The sequence below is a fragment of the Aromatoleum buckelii genome (assembly GCF_012910785.2).
Taxonomy (GTDB): domain Bacteria; phylum Pseudomonadota; class Gammaproteobacteria; order Burkholderiales; family Rhodocyclaceae; genus Aromatoleum; species Aromatoleum buckelii.
Map to the genome: position 1 here is coordinate 589,457 of NZ_WTVH02000010.1, position 17,751 is coordinate 607,207.

Here is a 17,751-nt window from a genome sequence, read left to right on the forward strand (position 1 = left end):
GCAGACTTCGTCCGTCGCATACAAGGGGTGAAAAGTATAAAGCAAAAGCTTCGCCGGCTTCTGCAAGGCGCTTGCGACGCGGGCTTTCCCCGCGTCGCCACAACGGAGAATTCCTGCATGACCGACGCTGCTCTGCGGGTCGTCATCGTTGACGACGAGGAGCCCGCTCGCGCACGCCTCAAGGACCTGCTCGACGACATCGCGCAGACGCAGCCGACACGCGTCGTCGGTGTGGCGGCGAATGGGCTCGAAGCGTTGCGCCTGATCGAAGACCTGGCGACCGACGTCGTGCTCGCCGACATCCGCATGCCGGTCATGGACGGGGTGGAACTCGCGCGCCACCTCGGCAGTCTCGAGTGCCCACCTGCGGTGATCTTCACGACGGCATACGACGAATACGCGGTGCAGGCGTTCGACCTGGCGGCGACCGACTACCTGCTGAAGCCGGTGCGCGCGGCGCGGCTTACCGAAGCGCTCGCGCGCGCACGCAGGCGTTCGCCCGCTGCCGACGCGCTGCTGGCCGGTCTTTCGCGCGGTGCAAGGCGCCATTTCAGCGTGAACGAGCGCGGGCGTATTGTGCTGGTGCCGGTTGCCGACGTGCTGTTCCTGCGCGCGGAACTCAAGTACGTCACTGCGCGCACCGCGGCGCGCGAGTTCCTGCTCGATGAGTCGCTCGTCCAGCTCGAACAGGAGTTCCGCGATCGCTTTGTCCGCATCCATCGCAACTGTCTCGTCTCGCGCAGCGCCGTGACGGGTGTCGAACGCGCGGGCGAGGACGACGGGGAGCCGCACTGGGACGTCGTGCTCGCCGGCCTCGCCGAACGCTTGGCGATCAGTCGGCGCCAGTGGCCGGCGGTCCGGCACGCGCTCGGGCTCTGACTCTCGCTCCGACGCGCCGACTTCCTCAGCCGCTGTTGCGCAAACCGGCCGCGATGCCGTTGATCGAGATATGGATCCCGAGCCGGATGCGCGCGTCGTCGTGCGTCTCGCGGTGGCGGCGCAGCAGTTCGACCTGCACGTGGTTGAGCGGATCGAGGTAGGGGAAACGGTTGCGAATCGAGCGCTTGAGCAGCGGGTTGCCGTCGAGGAGCTCGCGCTGGCCGGTGATCGCGAGCAGCGCCTCGACAGTGTCGTGCCATTCGGTGCGGATGCGCTCGAAGATCGCCTCGCGCAAGCTCACGTCCTTGACGAGGCCGGCATAGCGCGACGCGATCGCCAGATCGGTCTTTGCCAGCACCATGTCCATGTTCGACAGCAGCGCGGCGAAGAACGACCATTCGCGGTGCATCGCCTGCAGGCGGGCGATGCCGTCGTCGGGGTGGGCCGCGAGCCACGTTTTCACCGCGCTGCCGAAGCCGAACCAGCCCGGCAGCATCAGGCGGCATTGCGACCAGCTGAACACCCACGGGATCGCGCGCAGGTCCTCGATGCGCGTGCCTTTCTTGCGCGACGCGGGCCGCGAGCCGATGTTCAGTTCGGCGATCTCCGAGATCACGGTGGACTCCCAGAAATAGCGTTCGAACCCTTCGGTGTCGTAGACCAGCCCGCGGTACGCAGCGAACGCGACGTCCGACAGCGCCTGCATCGTGTCGAGGAACTCGGCGCGCGGTGCCGGAGCGCGATCGGCGAGCAGGCTCGCCTCGAGCGTCGCGGCGACGATGACTTCGAGGTTGCGCCGGCCGACTTCCGGGTTGCCGTATTTCGCCGCGATCACTTCGCCCTGCTCGGTGAGCCGGATCTGCCCCTGCACCGCACCGCCCGGCTGCGCGAGGATCGCCTGGTAGCTCGGGCCGCCGCCCCGTCCGACGGAACCGCCGCGGCCGTGGAACAGCCGCAGACGGATGCCGTGGCGGGCGAACACCTCGATGAGGCCGATCTCGGCCTTATAGAGCGCCCAGCCGGACGTCAGAAAGCCGCCGTCCTTGTTGCTGTCGGAATAGCCGAGCATGACTTCGTGCGTGCGGTCGCGGGAGGCGGCGAGCAGGTTCATGTATCCGGGCAGCGCGAACAGGCGGTCCATCACCGCCGGCGCGTTCGCGAGATCCTCGATCGTCTCGAACAGCGGGACGATATTGACGTCCAGCGCCCCTTCGTGCGGTCGCAGCAGGCCCGCTTCCTTCAGCAGCAGCGCGAGTTCAAGCAGATCGGAGACGTCGTCGGTCTTCGAGATGATGCAGTTCGGGATCGCCCCGGTCCCGTAGCGCCAGTGGGCCGCGCGCGCAGCGCGGAAGATCGCCAGCTCGCCTTCGGTTTCAATCGAATAGCGCACGTGCGGCGACGCGAGCGGCCGTGGCGTCGTGAGTTCCTCGAGCAGCAGCGCGACGCGCGCCGCCTCGTCGAGCGCCGCGTAGTCGGTGCCGGCTTGTGCGGCCGCGAGCAGCTCGGCGACGACGCGCTCATGCACGTCGGAATTCTGGCGCAGGTCGATCGGCGCGAGGTGAAAGCCGAACACGCGCACCGCCCGGCGCAGCCGGCGCAGCTGCCCGCGCGCGAGCGCCGCCGAGCCGTTCGCGACGAGCGAGCGGTGAATGACGTCGAGATCGTCGGCGAGTTCGGCGACGGCGGCGTAGGGCTCCGCCACTGCCACCGGGTGGCGGGGCGGTTCGGTGCCGAGCAACGCGCGGTGCGACGCCGCGAGCCGCGCGTAGATGCCGGAGATCGCGCGGCGGTAGGGCTCGTCGTTGCGGTGCGGGGAATGGTCGGGCGAGCGGTCGGCGAGCGCGAGCAGCGCATCGGAGGCGGTGACCAGCCCGAGCGCGAGCGACAGGCGCGCGCCGAGCACGTGCAGTTCGTCGAGATAGAAGCCGAGCGCGGCCCCCGCCTGCATCGCGAGCGCGCGCTCGAGGACGTCGGCGGTGACGAAAGGATTGCCGTCGCGATCGCCGCCGATCCAGCTGCCGACCTGCAGGAACGCCGGCAATTCGAGTCCGGCGAGCGCCGGGTCGCGGCTCGCGAGCTGGTCTTCGAGGTTGGCATAGAGCCGCGGCAGCTCACGCAGGAAAGTCGTGTCGAAGTACGACAGGCCGTTCGCGACTTCATCGACGACCGACAGCTTGGCTGGGCGCAGCATCCGCGTCTGCCACAGCGTCAGCACCACGCGGCGCAGCGCGTCGTCGCTTTCCTCGCGCTCCTCCGGCGTCAGCGTCATGCGATCGCGCGCGTCGAGGAGATGTGCGATGTCGGTCTCACAGTTGAGGATGCTCTTGCGCTGGACTTCGGTCGGATGCGCCGTCAGCACCGGCGAGATCAGCGCGGTGTCGAAGAACGCCGCGAGCCGGCCCGGCGGCAATCCGCTCGCCAGCGCGCGCACGAGCGCGTGCGCGACGCTGCCTTCGCGCGGCGCCGAGCCGGCGATCAGGTGTGCGCGGCTGCGGCGGATGTGATGCTGGTCCTCGGCGATGTTCGACAGGTGCGAGAAATAGCTGAACGCGCGCACGACTTCGATCGTCTGTTCGCGCGACAGCGCGTCGAGGATGCCTTCGAGTTCGCGCCGTGCCGCCTTGTCGTCGTCGCGGCGGAAGCGCACCGAAGTCTGGCGGATGCGCTCGATGAGGGCGAATGCCGCTTCGCCCTGCTGGTCGCGCACGGTATCACCCAGTACGCGGCCGAGCAGCCGGATGTCTTCGCGCAGCGGGGCGTCCTTGTCTTCAGTCATGGTCTGTTCCGGGTGTGGGGGCTACGTTGTGGGAGCGGCCGGCCGGCTCGCCGGCCGACGTGATGGGGCTTGCGCCCGCCGAGGCACGAAAGGCTCAATTTGCACCCATGCTAGAATGCCGGCCAGCCCGTGCGCCATTGGCGCCAACCCTGATGTTGCGTTGCGGCAACCCTTTGCCGCGGGCGACATCGATCCATTCCTCCGTGACGAGTCTGCCCACCGTGAGCGCTACCCCCGACTTTCCCGCCCCCGAACGCATCGTAATCGCCACCCGCGAAAGCCGTCTCGCGCTGTGGCAGGCCGAACACGTCAAGGCCCGGCTCGAAGCGCTCTACCCGGGCTGTCGCGTCGAACTGCTCGGCATGACGACGCGCGGCGACCAGATCCTCGACCGTCCGCTCGCGAAAGTCGGCGGCAAGGGGCTGTTCGTCAAGGAACTCGAAGCCGCGCTGCTCGAGGGGCGCGCCGATATCGCCGTGCATTCGATGAAGGACGTGCCGATGCAACTGGCCGAACCGTTCGCGCTGCCGTGCATCTCGGCGCGCGAAGTGCCGCTCGACGCGTTCGTGTCGCCGCGCTACGCGAGCCTCGCCGACATGCCGCCGGGCACGGTCGTCGGCACCTCGTCGCTGCGTCGGGAGTCGCAGCTGCATGCGCAGTTCCCGTTCCTGGCGGTCACGAGCCTGCGCGGCAACCTCGACACGCGGCTGCGCAAGCTCGACGAGGGGCAGTACGACGCGATCATCCTCGCTGCCGCCGGCCTGAAGCGGCTCGGGTTGACGAATCGCATCCGTGCCGAACTGCCGTCCGAAGTGTCGCTGCCGGCGGCGGGGCAGGGCGCCCTCGGCATCGAATGCCTGGCCAAGCGCACCGACATCGCGGCCTGGCTCGCGCCGTTGAACGATGCCGACACTTCCGCCTGCGTGCGCGCCGAGCGTGCGGTCTCGCGCGCGCTCGCGGGCAGCTGCGAAGTGCCGCTCGGCGCCTACGCCGAGATGCGCGCCGGCCGGCTGTGGCTGCGCGGCTTCGTCGCGCTGCCCGATGGCAGTCGCATGGTCCGCGCCGAACGCGAAGGCGATGCGGCCGATGCCGAAGCGCTCGGGCTCGCACTGGCCGACGACTTGCGCGCGCAAGGGGCCGAAGACATTCTCGCGCGCCTGGGGTGAGCCCGGTCCGGACGGCACGGCCTTGTCGATGACGCCGACGATGCGCAAGACACTCTGCGGACGTCACGTCGCAGTCACCCGCCCGGCCGGGCAGGCCGACAGCCTGTGCGAGGCGATCGCTGCACGCGGCGGCATTCCGGTGCGCTTTCCGGTGCTCGCGATCGGCGCCGTCGACGGCGCGCAACTCGACGACATCGCTGCCCGGCTCGATCAGTTCGACCTCGCGTTTTTCGTCAGCCCGAACGCCGTCCAGCACGCGCTCACGCCGATCCTCGCGCGGCGCGCGTGGCCGCAGCGCGTGGTCGTCGCGACGGTCGGCAAGGGGAGCGAGCGGGCGCTCGCAGCATTCGGTTTCGGCGCCGTCGTCGCGCCGCGCAGCGGGTTCGACAGCGAGTCGGTGCTCGCCCTTCCGGAATTCCGGCCCGAAGCGGTGCGCGGCCGGCGGATCGTGATTTTCCGCGGCGACGGCGGTCGCGACCTGCTCGGCGAAACCTTGCGCGAACACGGCGCCGACGTCGAATACGTGAGCTGTTATCGCCGCTTCCAGCCCGACCAGGACCCGGCCCTGCTGCTCGACCTCGCGCGGCGCGGCGCACTTGATGCGATCACGCTGACGAGCAGCGAAGGCGTCGCCAAGCTCGTCGCGATCGTCGGCGCCGAGGGCCTGCGCCTGCTGTGCCCGGTCCCGATCTTCGCGCCGCACCCGAGAATCGCGGCCCACGCCCGCGCGGCGGGCTTCGTGTGCGTCGTCGAAACCGGTCCCGGTGACGAAGGGCTCATTCGCGCACTCGAATCTCATTTCCAGCGACCTCGGTTAAACTCTCCGGCATGAAAGAAGAAATTCCAGCGCTTTCCCAGCCTCCGCGTTCCGATACCCCCTCCGGATCGACGCCGTCCACCTCGTCCTCCACGCCGCCGGCTTCCTCCTCGAAGCGGGGCAGCGGCCTCGCCACGACCGTGGCGCTGGTCGCGCTCGCGGTGGCCGGGCTCGCCGGCTGGCAGGTATACGAGCTGCGCTCGGGCGTCATCGAGATTCGCGAGGAAGTCGCCCAGCGCCTGGCGGCGAGCGATTCCGCGCTTGCCGAAGCGCGGGGATCGGCGCGTCAGCAGCAGGAGTCGATCGCGTCGCTGCAGGGCAAGATCGGCGCGCTCGAGGCGCACGTCGCGGCCACCGAAGGGCAGGCCGCCGCGCTCGAAAATCTCTACCAAGAGTTTTCGCGAACGCGGGACGATCGGATCGTCGCCGAGGCCGAGCAGGCGATCGGCATCGCCGCGCAGCAACTGCAGCTGGCCGGCAACCACGAAGCTGCGCTGATCGCGTTGCAGGGGGCCGAGGCGCGGCTCGCGGCGCAGGACCGCGGCCAATTCCAGGCCTTGCGCCGCGCGCTGGTGCGTGACATCGAGCGGCTCCAGGCTGCGCCGCAGGTCGACATCCCCGGCATCGCGCTGCGCCTGGAGGCGCTGCTCGAGCGGGTCGACACGCTGCCGCTGGCTTTCGCCGGGCAACTCGACGACCCCGCTGCCGTCGGCAACGAGGGGGCAAACGCGCCGGAGGGCGCTTCGGCCGACCCTTCGGTGATCGATTTCATCACCGGACTGGCGGGCGACATCTGGCGCGAAATGCTGACGCTGGTGCGAATCGAGCGTCTCGACCAGTCGGAACCGGTGCTGCTGGCGCCGGCGCAAAGCACCTACCTGCGCGAGAATCTCAAGATTCGCCTGCTGACCGCGCGGCTCGCGCTGCTCGCCCGCGACGGCCGGACTTTCGCCGCCGACCTCGCGCAGGCGCGAGGCTGGATCGAACGCTTTTTCGACGAGCGCGACCCGGCAGTGCAGGAAACGCTCGCCGAACTCGCGGCGTTGCAGGCAATGCCGGTCAAGGTCGAGCAGCCGACGCCGACCGAAAGCATCGCTGCACTGCGGATGCTGCAGGCGCGCTCGGCCGAAAGTCGGCGGCCGCTCAACGGCACGCCAGCGCCCGGTGGTGGTGCCGCTTCCGGTGCGGGCCGTCCACCCGCCGGTGCAGCTTCCGCTCCCGAGGGCCGGTCGGCGCCTGCTGCGCCGGCGCAGCCGCGCGAGCAGCCGCCGGTCGCCGGCGAGCGTTGAGGAGGCCCGATGCGTACTCTGCTCTGGCTCATCGCGCTGTTCGCTCTCGCTGCCGGGGTGGCGATGCTCGCGAGCATCAACACCGGCTACGTGCTCGTCGTGCTGCCGCCGTGGCGCGCCCAGCTGTCACTGAATCTTCTCATCGTCGCGCTGCTCGCGGCGTTTTTCATCGGCTACGTGGTGCTCCGGCTGGTCGGAAAAACGCTCGCGCTGCCCGGGCGGGTCGGCGTGTTTCGCGAGCGCCGGCGCAAGGACAAGGCCGGCCGAGCGCTGCGCGAGGGCTTGCGGGCGCTTTTCGAAGGTCGCTTCGCGCAGGCGTTGAAGCTCTCCGGCAGCGCTTTCGACGCCGGGGAAAGCCGCTCGATGGCGGCGCTGGTCGCAGCGCGTGCGGCGCATGGCATGCATGATGACGCCCGCTACCGGATCTGGATCGGGCGGGCTGCCGAGCAGGAAGAAGAAGCCCGTGTTGCGCGCCTGATGACCGAAGCTGAACTCGCGGTCGAAGGGCGGCGCTTCGAGGAAGCCGCCGAACGGCTCGAAAATCTGCGCCTGTCCGGGCACCGGCACATCGCTGCGCTGCGCCTGTCGCTGAAAGTGGCTTCGGCGCTCGGGCACTGGGAAGAGGTTCTGCGCCTCGCGCGGCAGTTGCGCAAGCACAAGGCGCTGACGGACGAGCAGGCACAACCGGTGGTGCGCCGCGCGCACGTCGAACGGATACGCGAACTGGCCGGCGACGGCGAAGCGCTCGCGGCGTACTGGCGCAGCATTCCCACTGCCGAACTGGGTGACCGGCGCATGGTCGAGGAAGCCGTTCCCTATCTTGCCGCAGCGGGACAGGGAGCGCTGGTGCGCAAGACCGTGGAACGCATGCTCGACACCGAGTGGGATGGGGGGTTGGCGCGGCTGTACGCCCAGTGTGCGAACGGCGATGCGGCCGGCTGCCTGGCGCGTGCCGAAGGGTGGCTGCGCAAGCACCCGAAGGATGCGGACCTGCTGTATGCGCTCGGCCGGCTATGCGTGGCGGCGCAGCTGTGGGGCAAGGCGCAGAGTTACCTCGAAGCGTCGCTGAACCTTGCGCCGACGATCGAAACCCACCTCGCGCTCGCGCATCTGTTCGAACGCCTCGAACGGCCCGAAGAGGCGCACGCCCACTATCGCACGGCAGCCGAACATTCGGCTGCCTGAGCTGCCTCGCTCCGCGGGGCCGTCAGCACCAGTCGCGCGGAACGAGAAACTCGTCGTATAGACGCGCCTCGGCGCTGCCCCGCTCCGGCTGCCAGTCGTAACGCCATTTGACGAGCGGCGGAAGCGACATCAGGATCGACTCGGTGCGTCCGCCCGACTGCAGGCCGAACAGCGTGCCGCGGTCGAACACCAGGTTGAATTCGACGTAGCGGCCGCGGCGGTAGGCTTGGAAGTCGCGTTCGCGATCGCCGTATTCGACGTCGCGCCGCCGCTCGATGATCGGCAGGTAGGCGTCGAGGAATGCGTCGCCGACGCTGCGCGCGAGCCCGAATGCGGCGTCGAAGTCCGTCTTGCCGTCGGCGCCGAGATCGTCGAAGAACAGGCCTCCAACGCCACGGGGTTCGTTGCGGTGCTTGAGGAAAAAGTACCGGTCGCACCATTCCTTGAGGCGACGGTATTCCGGCTCCCCGCCCCACGGCAGCACCGCGGCCCGGCAGGCGCGGTGAAAAGCGCGCACGTCTTCCTCGTACGGGTAATAGGGCGTCAGGTCCATGCCTCCGCCGAACCACCACACCGGCGCCGCGGCGGGCGGTGCAACGGCAGCGTCCGGGTGCGACGCGATGAAGAAGCGCACATTCATGTGCACCGTCGGACAGTACGGGTTGCGCGGATGCAGCACGAGCGACACGCCCATCGCCTCGAATGCGCGGCCCGCGAGATCGGGGCGGCGCGCGGTTGCCGAAGCCGGCATCGCGTCGCCGATCACATGCGAGAAATTGACCCCGCCCCGTTCGAAGAAATGGCCTTCCTCGATGACGCGCGTGAGGCCTCCGCCGCCCGCCGGACGCTGCCACGCATCCTCGCGGAAGCTGCCGCCGTCGAACCGTTCGAGTGCGGCGACGATGCCGCTTTGCAGGTCGAGCAGGTGCTGCCTGACGACGCGCGAATCGGGCGCGTCCATCGTTCAGCCTTTGCGGGCAATGGCGCGGTGGCCGATGTCGCGGCGGTACTGGCGTCCTTCGAAAATGATCCCGTCGGCCACCTCGTAGGCGCGCTTCTGCGCGCTGCGGATGTTGTCGCCGAGCGCGGTGACGCACAGCACGCGGCCTCCGGCAGTCACAACCCGCCCGTCCAGCTCCGCGGTGCCGGCATGGAAGACATGCACGTCCTCGCTCTCGGTGGCCGGGAACCCGGATACCACGTCGCCCTTGTGCGGCGCCTCGGGATAGCCTGCGGCGGCGAGCACGACGCCGAGCGCGACGCGGCGGTCCCATTCGGCTTCGACCTGGTCGAGCCGCCCGCCGATCGCCGCTTCGACGAGGTCGGACAGGTCGGTCTTCAGGCGCATCATGATCGGCTGGGTTTCCGGGTCGCCCAGGCGGCAGTTGAACTCGACGACGCGCGGCTGGCCCGCTTCGTCGATCATCAGGCCAGCGTACAGGAAGCCGGTATAGGCCAGCCCGTCGGCACTCATGCCGGCAAGAGTCGGCAGGATGATCTCGCGCATCACGCGGGCATGGATTTCGGGCGTCACGACCGGCGCCGGCGAATAGGCGCCCATGCCTCCGGTGTTGGGGCCCTCGTCCTTGTCTCGCAGGCGCTTGTGGTCCTGGCTAGTCGCCAGCGCCAGCGCATGCTTGCCGTCGGCCATGACGATGAAGCTCGCTTCCTCGCCCGCCATGAACTCCTCGATGACGACGCGTGCACCGGCTTCGTCGTACTGCACGCCGCTCTGGCTGCCGCCCAGCATCAGGTCGATCGCGGCATGGGCTTCGGCGAGCGTCGCGGCGACCACAACGCCCTTGCCGGCGGCGAGGCCGTCGGCCTTGATGACGATCGGCGCCCCTTCGCTCTCGACATAGTCGTGGGCCGCGGACGGGTCGGAGAAAGTCGCGTGCTTCGCCGTCGGGATGTTGTGCCGGGCCATGAAGCGCTTGGCGAAGTCCTTCGAGCTTTCGAGCTGCGCCGCGCCTTTCGTCGGACCGAAGATCGGCAGCCCGGCGGCGCGAAAAGCGTCGACGACGCCGGCGGCAAGCGGTGCTTCGGGGCCGACGACGGTGAATTGCACCTGCTCGGTGCGCGCGAGTTCGACGAGGTCCGGGATCGCAGTGACCGCGACGTTCTCGAGCAGCGGTTCGCGCGCGGTGCCCGGATTGCCCGGGGCAACCAGCACGCGTGTGACTTTGGGCGACTGGGCGAGTCTCCAGGCCAGCGCGTGTTCGCGGCCGCCGGAGCCGATGACGAGAACTTTCATGAGTTTTCCTGTGCCGCTCTCAATGCCGGAAATGACGGAAACCGGTGAACACCATCGCCACGCCCTGTTCGTCCGCCGCCGCGATCACCTCGCTGTCGCGCATCGAGCCGCCCGGCTGGATCACCGCGGTCGCGCCGGCTTGGCCGAGCACGTCGAGCCCGTCGCGGAACGGGAAGAACGCGTCGGAGGCGACGACCGAGCCGTGCACCGTCAGCCCGGCGTTCTCGGCCTTGATCGCGGCAATGCGGGCCGAATCGACGCGGCTCATCTGTCCTGCGCCGACGCCGACCGTCATGCCGTCACGGCAATACACGATCGCGTTCGATTTGACGTATTTCGCGACCCGCCACGCGAACAGCAGGTCGCCGAGTTCCTGTTCGGTCGGCGCGCGGCGGGTGACGATTCTGAGATTGGCGACCGCGATGCGCGCCTCGTCGGCGCTCTGCACCAGCAGCCCGCCGCCGACCCGCTTCAGGTCGAGGGCGCCGGACGGCTTGCCGAGCGCGCACGTCAGCACCCGCACGTTCTGCTTCGTGGCGAGCACCGCGAGCGCGTCGGCGCTGTACGACGGCGCGATCAGCACTTCGAGGAACTGCGCTGCGACGGCCTCGGCAGCGGCCCGGTCGACTTCGCAGTTGAACGCGATGATGCCGCCGAAGGCCGACGTCGGATCGGTCGAGAAAGCCTTGCGGTAAGCGGCCTGCGGGGTTTCGGCGAGGGCCACGCCGCACGGGTTCGCGTGCTTGACGATGACGCACGCGACGCGGCCGGCCTCGACGTCGAACGCCTTGACGCATTCCCATGCCGCGTCGGCGTCGGCGATGTTGTTGTAAGACAGTTCCTTGCCCTGCAGCTGCCGGTACGCCGCGATCACGCCTTCGGGGACCGACGGCTCGCGGTAGAAGGCCGCGGACTGGTGCGGATTCTCGCCGTAGCGCAGGTCCTGGACCTTGTCGAACGCGAGCTGGAAGCGCTCCGGGTAGGCCTGCCGCGTGGCTGCTCCGGCATCGTCGAAACTCAGCGCCGTCAGGTAGTTGGAAATTGCCGCGTCGTAGCGCGCAGTATGCGTGAAAGCTTTTACCGCGAGCGCGAAGCGCGTCCTGTAGCTCAGCGCGCCGTCCCCCGATCTCAGCTCGGCGACGATCGGTGCGTAGTCTTCCGGGTCGGTGACGATGCCGACGCCGCCCGCATCGTTGCCGTGGTTCTTGGCCGCCGCGCGCACCATCGTCGGGCCGCCGATGTCGATGTTCTCGATCGCGTCGTCGAGCGTGCAGTCGGGCTTGGCGACGGTTGCGGCGAACGGATAGAGGTTCACGACGACGAGGTCGATGCGCGAGATGTCGTGTGCGGCAATCGTCTCCATATGCTCGGGCAGGTCACGACGCGCGAGGATGCCGCCATGCACTTTCGGGTGCAGCGTCTTGACGCGGCCGTCGAGCATTTCCGGAAAACCGGTGTGCTCGGACACGTCGGTGACCGGCAGGCCGGCCTCGCGCAGCATCGCGGCCGTGCCGCCGGTCGACAGCAGCTTGACGCCGAGCGCATCGAGCGAGCGGGCAAATTCGAGGACGCCGCGCTTGTCGGAGACGCTGATCAGGGCTTGGGAGACTTTCATCGTGAGGATCGCAAGAAAAAATCGGGTGGGCGACGCGGCGGCTTCGCCGCGGGGGGAGTGAGGGTCGGGCTGCGCTACAGCAGTTCGTATTCGGTCAGCTTGCGGCGCAGCGTGTTGCGGTTGATACCGAGCATCTCGGCGGCGACGGTCTGGTTGCCATTGGCCTGGCGAAGCACGAATTCGAGCATCGGGCGCTCGACGTTGCGAATCACCATGTCATAAATTGCGGCCGGCTTCTCACCGTCCAGGTCGCGGAAGTACTGGTCAAGGGTGCGATGGATCGATTCGGCGATCTCGTTCGAGCGGGTCATGCTGCGAGTTCCTGCGGAAGTTCTTCGTAGCGCAGGCGGGCGTCCTGCTCGGCGAGGCGGCCGAAGAAGTCGTCAACAGCCTCGAGTTGTTCGCGCACATCTGACAGCTGGTTCATCGTGCGGCGGAATGCCGCCGAGCCGACGAGGCCCTTCGTGTACCAGGAGATGTGTTTGCGCGCGATCCTGACTCCGGTTTCCTCTCCATAGAACGCGTACAGGTCGCCCAGGTGCTCGCGGCATACCTGGAGAATCTCGGCGACGAGCGGCGGCGGCAGCAGCGTGCCGGTCGCGAGGTAATGCTCGATTTCGCGGAAAATCCACGGCCGGCCCTGCGCGGCGCGGCCGATCATCACGCCGTCGGCGCCGGTGTAGTCGAGCACGTAGCGGGCTTTCTCGGGCGTCGTGATATCGCCGTTGGCTATCACCGGGATCTTCACGAGGGATTTCACTTCGGCGATCGTGTCGTACTCGGCGTTGCCGGTGTATTGGTCGGCGCGCGTGCGGCCATGGATCGCGACCGCACGGATGCCCGATGCTTCGGCGATGCGGGCGATCGCTGGCGCGTTGCGGTTGTCGCGGTTCCAGCCGGTGCGGAACTTGAGCGTCACCGGAGTGGCGGGCACGGCGGCGACGACCGCCTCGAGGATGCGCGCGACGAGCGGCTCGTTCTGCATCAGCGCCGAGCCTGCCATGACGTTGCATACTTTCTTCGCCGGGCAACCCATGTTGATGTCGATGATCTGCGCGCCGTTGTCCGCGTTGTAGCGCGCGGCATCGGCCATCATCGCCGGATCGGCGCCGGCGATCTGCACCGAAATCGGCTCGACCTCGCCGGTGTGCTCGGCACGGCGACGGGTTTTCGCGCTGCCGTAGAGCAGCGAGTTCGATGTGACCATTTCGCTGACTGCGACGCCTGCGCCGAGCTTCTTGCACAGCTGGCGGAACGGTCGATCGGTCACGCCCGCCATCGGGGCGACGAAAAGATTGTTGCGCAGGGTAAAACCGGCGTACTGCATGGATGGAGAGGGTGTTCGGGGAAGAGGGCGCATTTTACCCCATGCGCCGCCGGCCGAGCAGCGGAATGCAGCGCCGACGCCGATTGCATCACATCCTGTCGTTTTTGCGCCCGCGCAGCGCCCCGCCGGGACGGTGCCGCTCAGGGCCAGGCGCGCGCGCCGAACATCATCCGCCGCGCGACGAAATCGCGCAGCGGCGGGATGAGGTCGAGGGCCAGCAGGCCGGCGCCGCGCAGCTGGCGCAGCGGGGCGAAGTCATTGCTGAACACGCGCACAAGCGCGTCGGTGAAGTGGATCGCGCCGAAGCGGTCGAGGCCGCGGGAATCGGCATAGGCGTCCAGGACTGCCGCGCCGCCCGGATCGCCGCGGTGGCGCAGCAGCGTGTCCGCGAGCGCCCAGACGTCGCGCAGCGCGAGGTTGAAGCCCTGTCCGGCGACCGGATGGAGAGTCTGGGCGGCGTTGCCGAGCCACACGGTGCGGGCGCCCGCCGGATCACGCCGGTAGCGCAGGCCGAGGGGATAGCGATGGCGGCGGGAAACAGCGCCGAACCGCAAGCGGGTGCCGAAGCGGTCCTGCAACTGCGCGACATAGCCCGCGTCGTCGAGGGCGAGCAGCTCGTCGGCGCGTTCGGGCGAAACGGCTTGGACCAGCGCATAGTTGCTGTCGCAGGGCAGCAGCGCGATCGGGCCCTGTGGCGTGAAGCGCTCGAAAGCGCGATGGTGATGACCGCCGTCGACGTCGATCCGCGCGATGAGGGCGTGCTGGCGGTAGTCGTGCTCGACGACGTCCCGGCTGCCGGCCTCGAGCCGGCCTTCAGCGCAGGCGACGAGGCGCGCGCGGCACGGCGTGTCGTCCGGGGCGCTCGCCGCAGTGCCGCCGAGGGTGGCAACGAGGGTGGCAACGACAGCGTCAGCCTGCGGCGTGAGCGCGGTGACTTCCGTTTCGTCAAGGACGGCGATGCCGCTGCGGTCCACCGCCGCGCGCAGGGCTCCCGCGAGCGCGCCGGCCGAGACGACGTAGCCGAGCGCCGGCTGATGGTAGTCCTCGGCCCGCAGTTCGGTGCGGCCAAACCCCCCTTGCTGCGAGACGTGGATGCGGCGGATCGGCGTCACCGGCAGCGCGTCCCACACGCCGAGGCGCTCCAGCGTCAGGCGCGTGCCGTGCGCGAGCGCGAGCACACGCGGGTCGGCGAGCACGGCCGCGCGCGGGCGGGCGTCGGCAAGCACGATCGCAAGTCCGCTGTCTTTCAGCGCGAGCGCCAGCGCGAGCCCGACCGGCCCGGCGCCGACGACCAAGAGGTCAGGCTGTCGCACCGGCGCCCTCGCGCATCACCGCCTCGATGTCGGCGATCGAGCGTGGCGCCGCATCGGTGATGAATTCGCACCCGGTTGCGGTGACGACGGCATCGTCCTCGATGCGCACGCCGATGTTCCAGAACGCTTCCGGCACGTCGGCGGCGGCGCGGATGTAACAACCCGGCTCGACCGTCAGCACCATGCCGGGTTCGAGCGGCCGCCACTCGCCGGCGCGCTTGTATTCGCCCGCGTCATGGACATCGCGGCCGAGCCAGTGGCCGGTGCGGTGCATGTAGAAGCGCCGGTAGAGGCCTTGTTCGATGACGGCATCGAGCGGGCCGGAGAGCAGGCCGAGATCGAGCAGGCCTTGCGCGATGACCCGCACCGCGGCGTCGTGCGGGTCGTTCCACAGCACGCCGGGACGGATCATGTCTTTCGCAGCGCGCTGCGCGGCGAGCACGAGTTCATAGACGTCCCGCTGCGCGCCGGTGAACCGGCCATTGACGGGAAATGTCCGGGTGATGTCGGACGCGTAGCCGTCGAGCTCGCAGCCGGCATCGATCAGCAGCAGCTCGCCGTCGGCCATCATGCGATCGTTCTCGACGTAGTGCAGCACGCATGCATTCGGGCCGCTGGCGACGATCGACGGGTAGGCGGGCGCCTGGCTGCCGGCGCGGCGAAAGCTGTACAGGAGTTCGGCCTCGACCTCGTATTCGTGGCGGCCGGGGCGGGTCGCGGCCATCGCGCGCCGGTGGCCGTCACCCGAGATTGCGGCTGCGCGGCGCATGATTGCGAGCTCCGAGTCGTCCTTCACAAGGCGCATTTCGTCGAGCTCGGTACGCACGTCGTGGATCGCATGCGGGGGCACTGCGCCGGCGCGCGCGTTCGCCCGCACTGTGTTCAGTGCGCGCATCACGCGGGCGTCCCAGTCGGCTTCGTAGCCCAGGGCGCACCACAGCTTCGGCTGGTTCGCGAGGAGGTCGGGCAGGCGCTGGTCGAGGTCGCCGATCGTCCACGCTTCGTCGAAGCCGAAGCGCTCGCGGGCCGCATCGGGGCCGAAACGGTAACCGTCCCAGATCTCCCGTTCCTCGTTCTTCTCGCGGCAGAATAGGATCGAGCGCGGGGATTCGCCGGCAACCAGCACGACCACCGCTTCGGGCTCGCCGAAGCCAGTCAGGTAATGGAAGTAGCTGTCGTGGCGGAACGGATAGTGCGTGTCCCGGTTGCGCGTGCATTCGGCGGCGGTCGGCAGCACCGCGATGCCGCCGCCGAGCGCGTTCATGCGCGCGAGAAGTCGTTCGCGGCGGGCGTGAAACGGGGCGATGTCGGGCACGGGGCGCTCTGAAAGGTTTTTCATGAATTCATTATGGCACGGGGCGATTTGCGGTTTCGACCCTGCGGAACCGACCCTGTTCGCGAGCGGCGCTCAGTCGATGACCTGTCGCAGATGCCGGTCGAGCGTGGCGAGGCGCTGCGGCGTCCCGACGTCGAGCCAGTAGCCGCGATGGAGCGCGCCGCGCACCCGGCCCGCGTCCATCGCCTCCCGCAGCAGCGGGCCCAGCGGCGCTTTCGTTCCCGCTGCGACGGCGGCGAACAGCGCCGGCCGATAGACGCCGATGCCGGAAAACGTCAGCCGCGGTTCGCCGTCGCGGTGCAGGCGTTCGCCGTCGAGGCGAAAATCGCCGCCGGGGTGATGGCCCGGGTTGGGCACCATCACGAGGTGGGCGAGGTCGCCCGTTGCGGCAAGTTCGGCGCCGACGGGGCGCAGCGCGGCGAGGTCCGCGTCGCAGAAAACGTCGCCGTTGACGACGAGGAAAGGTGCGTCGCCGAGCAGCGCCAGCGCCTGGCGGATGCCGCCAGCGGTCTCCAGCGCCTCGGCTTCGGCGGAGTACGCGATATGCAGCCCGAACTGCCGGCCGTCGCCGAGCGCCGCTTCGATCATCGTTCCCAGATGGGCGTGGTTGATGACGACGTCGGTGAAGCCCGCGGCGCGCAGCCGCTCGAGATGCCACGCGATCAGCGGCCGCCCGCCGGCGACGAGCAGCGGCTTCGGGCACGCGTCGGTCAGCGGGCGCATCCGCTCGCCGCGCCCGGCGGCGAGGATCATCGCGCGCATCAGAACGTGTAGCCGACTTCGACCGGCTCGGGATCCACCTGGTCGAGCAGCCGCAGCAGCGGCGTGAGATCGCGGTAGCGTTTGCACGCGCGGCGCAGGTAGTCCATCACCCGCGGCATGTCGGCGAGGTAGCCGTCCTTGCCGTCGCGGTGACACAGGCGGGCGAAGATGCCGAGCACCTTGACGTGGCGCTGCACGCCCATCCATTCGTAGTCGCGGTGGAAGTCGGAGAAATCCTCGCGCACCGGCAGTCCGAGCTTGCGCGCGGCTTCCCAGTAGCGCGCGAGCAGATCGAGCGTGAACTCCTCTTCCCAGTGGATGTAGGCGTCCTTGAACAGCGAAGCGAGGTCGTAGGTCAGCGGGCCGTACACCGCGTCCTGGAAGTCGATGACGCCGGGGTTGGCGCCCTGGGCGAGGTACATCAGGTTGCGCGAGTGGTAGTCGCGATGCACGAAGACCTGCGGCTCGGCGAGGTTGACGGCGAGGATGCGGTCGAACACGCCCTCCAGCGCGGCGCGCTGGCGCTCGTCGAGGCTCACGCCCTTGTGGCGCGTGATGTACCACTCGGGGAACAGCATCAGCTCGCGCCGCAGCAGCTCGCGCGAATAGTCCGGCAGCACGCCGGGGCGGCTCGTTTTCTGGATCGCGATCAGCGTGCCGAGGGCGTCGGCATAGAGGCTCGCGGCGTTCGCCGGGGTCAGCGCGGCGAGGTAGGTCGTGCTGCCGAGATCGGACAGCAGCAGGAAGCCGTGCTCCGGGTCGCGCGCCAGCACTTCGGGAACGTGTGCGCCGGCGGCGCCGAAGAGTTCGGCGACCTTGAGCCAAGGGCGCGTGTCCTCGTGTTCGGGCGGTGCGTCCATGACGATGCGGCTCGGGCTGCCGTCGGCAAAACGCACGCGGAAATAGCGCCGGAAGCTGGCGTCGGCCGAGGCCGGGCTCAGTTCGAAATCCTGTCCGGGTAGCTGCGCCGTCAGCCAGGCGTTCAGTTGGGTGAGTCTTTGCACCGGGTTCTCCGCGAGGCTTCGTGTAAAA

General features: G+C 69.0%; 15 protein-coding genes. 5 read left to right on the forward strand and 10 right to left on the reverse strand.

The window, feature by feature from the left end:
- Positions 1–117 precede the first annotated feature (117 nt).
- The gene (locus GO608_RS13480) at positions 118–879 is read left to right on the forward strand and encodes a LytR/AlgR family response regulator transcription factor (RefSeq protein ID WP_169197995.1); all 762 of its coding nucleotides are present in this window, start codon (positions 118–120) and stop codon (positions 877–879) included.
- Positions 880–904: 25 nt separating this feature from the next.
- Here GO608_RS13480 and ppc read toward each other — a convergent pair whose 3' ends face one another.
- Positions 905–3,655, reverse strand: a complete 2,751-nt coding sequence (ppc, locus tag GO608_RS13485; RefSeq protein ID WP_169197994.1) for a phosphoenolpyruvate carboxylase — start codon at positions 3,653–3,655, stop codon at positions 905–907.
- Between the two features lie 221 nt (positions 3,656–3,876).
- On the opposite strand from ppc, the gene hemC reads away from it, so the two are divergent.
- The 4 genes from hemC to GO608_RS13505 all read left to right on the forward strand — a co-directional run bounded on the left by hemC (position 3,877) and on the right by GO608_RS13505 (position 8,112).
- A complete protein-coding gene (gene hemC, locus GO608_RS13490) occupies positions 3,877–4,821 on the forward strand; it encodes a hydroxymethylbilane synthase (RefSeq protein WP_169197993.1) in 945 nt (314 codons plus the stop codon).
- Positions 4,822–4,861: 40 nt separating this feature from the next.
- Positions 4,862–5,653: a uroporphyrinogen-III synthase gene (locus GO608_RS13495; protein WP_169197992.1), complete on the forward strand. Its 792-nt coding sequence runs from the start codon at positions 4,862–4,864 to the stop codon at positions 5,651–5,653.
- Positions 5,654–5,778: 125 nt separating this feature from the next.
- Complete coding sequence (locus tag GO608_RS13500; protein ID WP_247003132.1) at positions 5,779–6,927, forward strand: uroporphyrinogen-III C-methyltransferase; 1,149 nt, start codon at positions 5,779–5,781, stop codon at positions 6,925–6,927.
- 9 nt (positions 6,928–6,936) lie between these two features.
- Positions 6,937–8,112, forward strand: coding sequence for a heme biosynthesis HemY N-terminal domain-containing protein (locus GO608_RS13505; protein WP_169197990.1), 1,176 nt, complete (start codon positions 6,937–6,939; stop codon positions 8,110–8,112).
- 22 nt (positions 8,113–8,134) lie between these two features.
- On the opposite strand, the gene hemF is transcribed toward GO608_RS13505, so the two are convergent.
- From hemF to GO608_RS13550, 9 genes are all read right to left on the reverse strand, one after another.
- Entirely contained in the window at positions 8,135–9,073 is a 939-nt protein-coding gene (hemF, locus tag GO608_RS13510; protein WP_169197989.1) for an oxygen-dependent coproporphyrinogen oxidase, read from the reverse strand.
- A 3-nt stretch (positions 9,074–9,076) separates the two neighbouring features.
- Positions 9,077–10,366 (reverse strand): phosphoribosylamine--glycine ligase, encoded by a 1,290-nt coding sequence (gene purD, locus GO608_RS13515; protein ID WP_169197988.1) that lies wholly within the window; start codon positions 10,364–10,366, stop codon positions 9,077–9,079.
- 19 nt (positions 10,367–10,385) lie between these two features.
- Positions 10,386–11,981, reverse strand: a complete 1,596-nt coding sequence (gene purH, locus GO608_RS13520; protein WP_169197987.1) for a bifunctional phosphoribosylaminoimidazolecarboxamide formyltransferase/IMP cyclohydrolase — start codon at positions 11,979–11,981, stop codon at positions 10,386–10,388.
- 74 nt (positions 11,982–12,055) lie between these two features.
- Entirely contained in the window at positions 12,056–12,292 is a 237-nt protein-coding gene (locus tag GO608_RS13525; protein ID WP_041645644.1) for a helix-turn-helix domain-containing protein, read from the reverse strand.
- Positions 12,289–13,308 carry a tRNA dihydrouridine synthase DusB gene (gene dusB / locus GO608_RS13530; protein ID WP_169197986.1) on the reverse strand — a complete coding sequence of 340 codons (1,020 nt, stop codon included), beginning with the start codon at positions 13,306–13,308 and terminating at the stop codon, positions 12,289–12,291. Before dusB ends, GO608_RS13525 begins: the two co-directional genes overlap by 4 nt.
- 140 nt (positions 13,309–13,448) lie before the next feature.
- The gene (locus GO608_RS13535; protein WP_169197985.1) at positions 13,449–14,621 is read right to left on the reverse strand and encodes an FAD-dependent monooxygenase; all 1,173 of its coding nucleotides are present in this window, start codon (positions 14,619–14,621) and stop codon (positions 13,449–13,451) included.
- Entirely contained in the window at positions 14,608–15,960 is a 1,353-nt protein-coding gene (locus tag GO608_RS13540) for an aminopeptidase P N-terminal domain-containing protein (RefSeq protein WP_169197984.1), read from the reverse strand. Before GO608_RS13540 ends, GO608_RS13535 begins: the two co-directional genes overlap by 14 nt.
- A 69-nt stretch (positions 15,961–16,029) precedes the next feature.
- Positions 16,030–16,719 carry an N-acetylmuramate alpha-1-phosphate uridylyltransferase MurU gene (gene murU / locus GO608_RS13545; RefSeq protein WP_247003134.1) on the reverse strand — a complete coding sequence of 230 codons (690 nt, stop codon included), beginning with the start codon at positions 16,717–16,719 and terminating at the stop codon, positions 16,030–16,032.
- Positions 16,719–17,723, reverse strand: a complete 1,005-nt coding sequence (locus GO608_RS13550) for an aminoglycoside phosphotransferase family protein (protein WP_169197983.1) — start codon at positions 17,721–17,723, stop codon at positions 16,719–16,721. The genes murU and GO608_RS13550 overlap by 1 nt, the downstream gene beginning before the upstream one ends.
- Positions 17,724–17,751 lie beyond the last annotated feature (28 nt).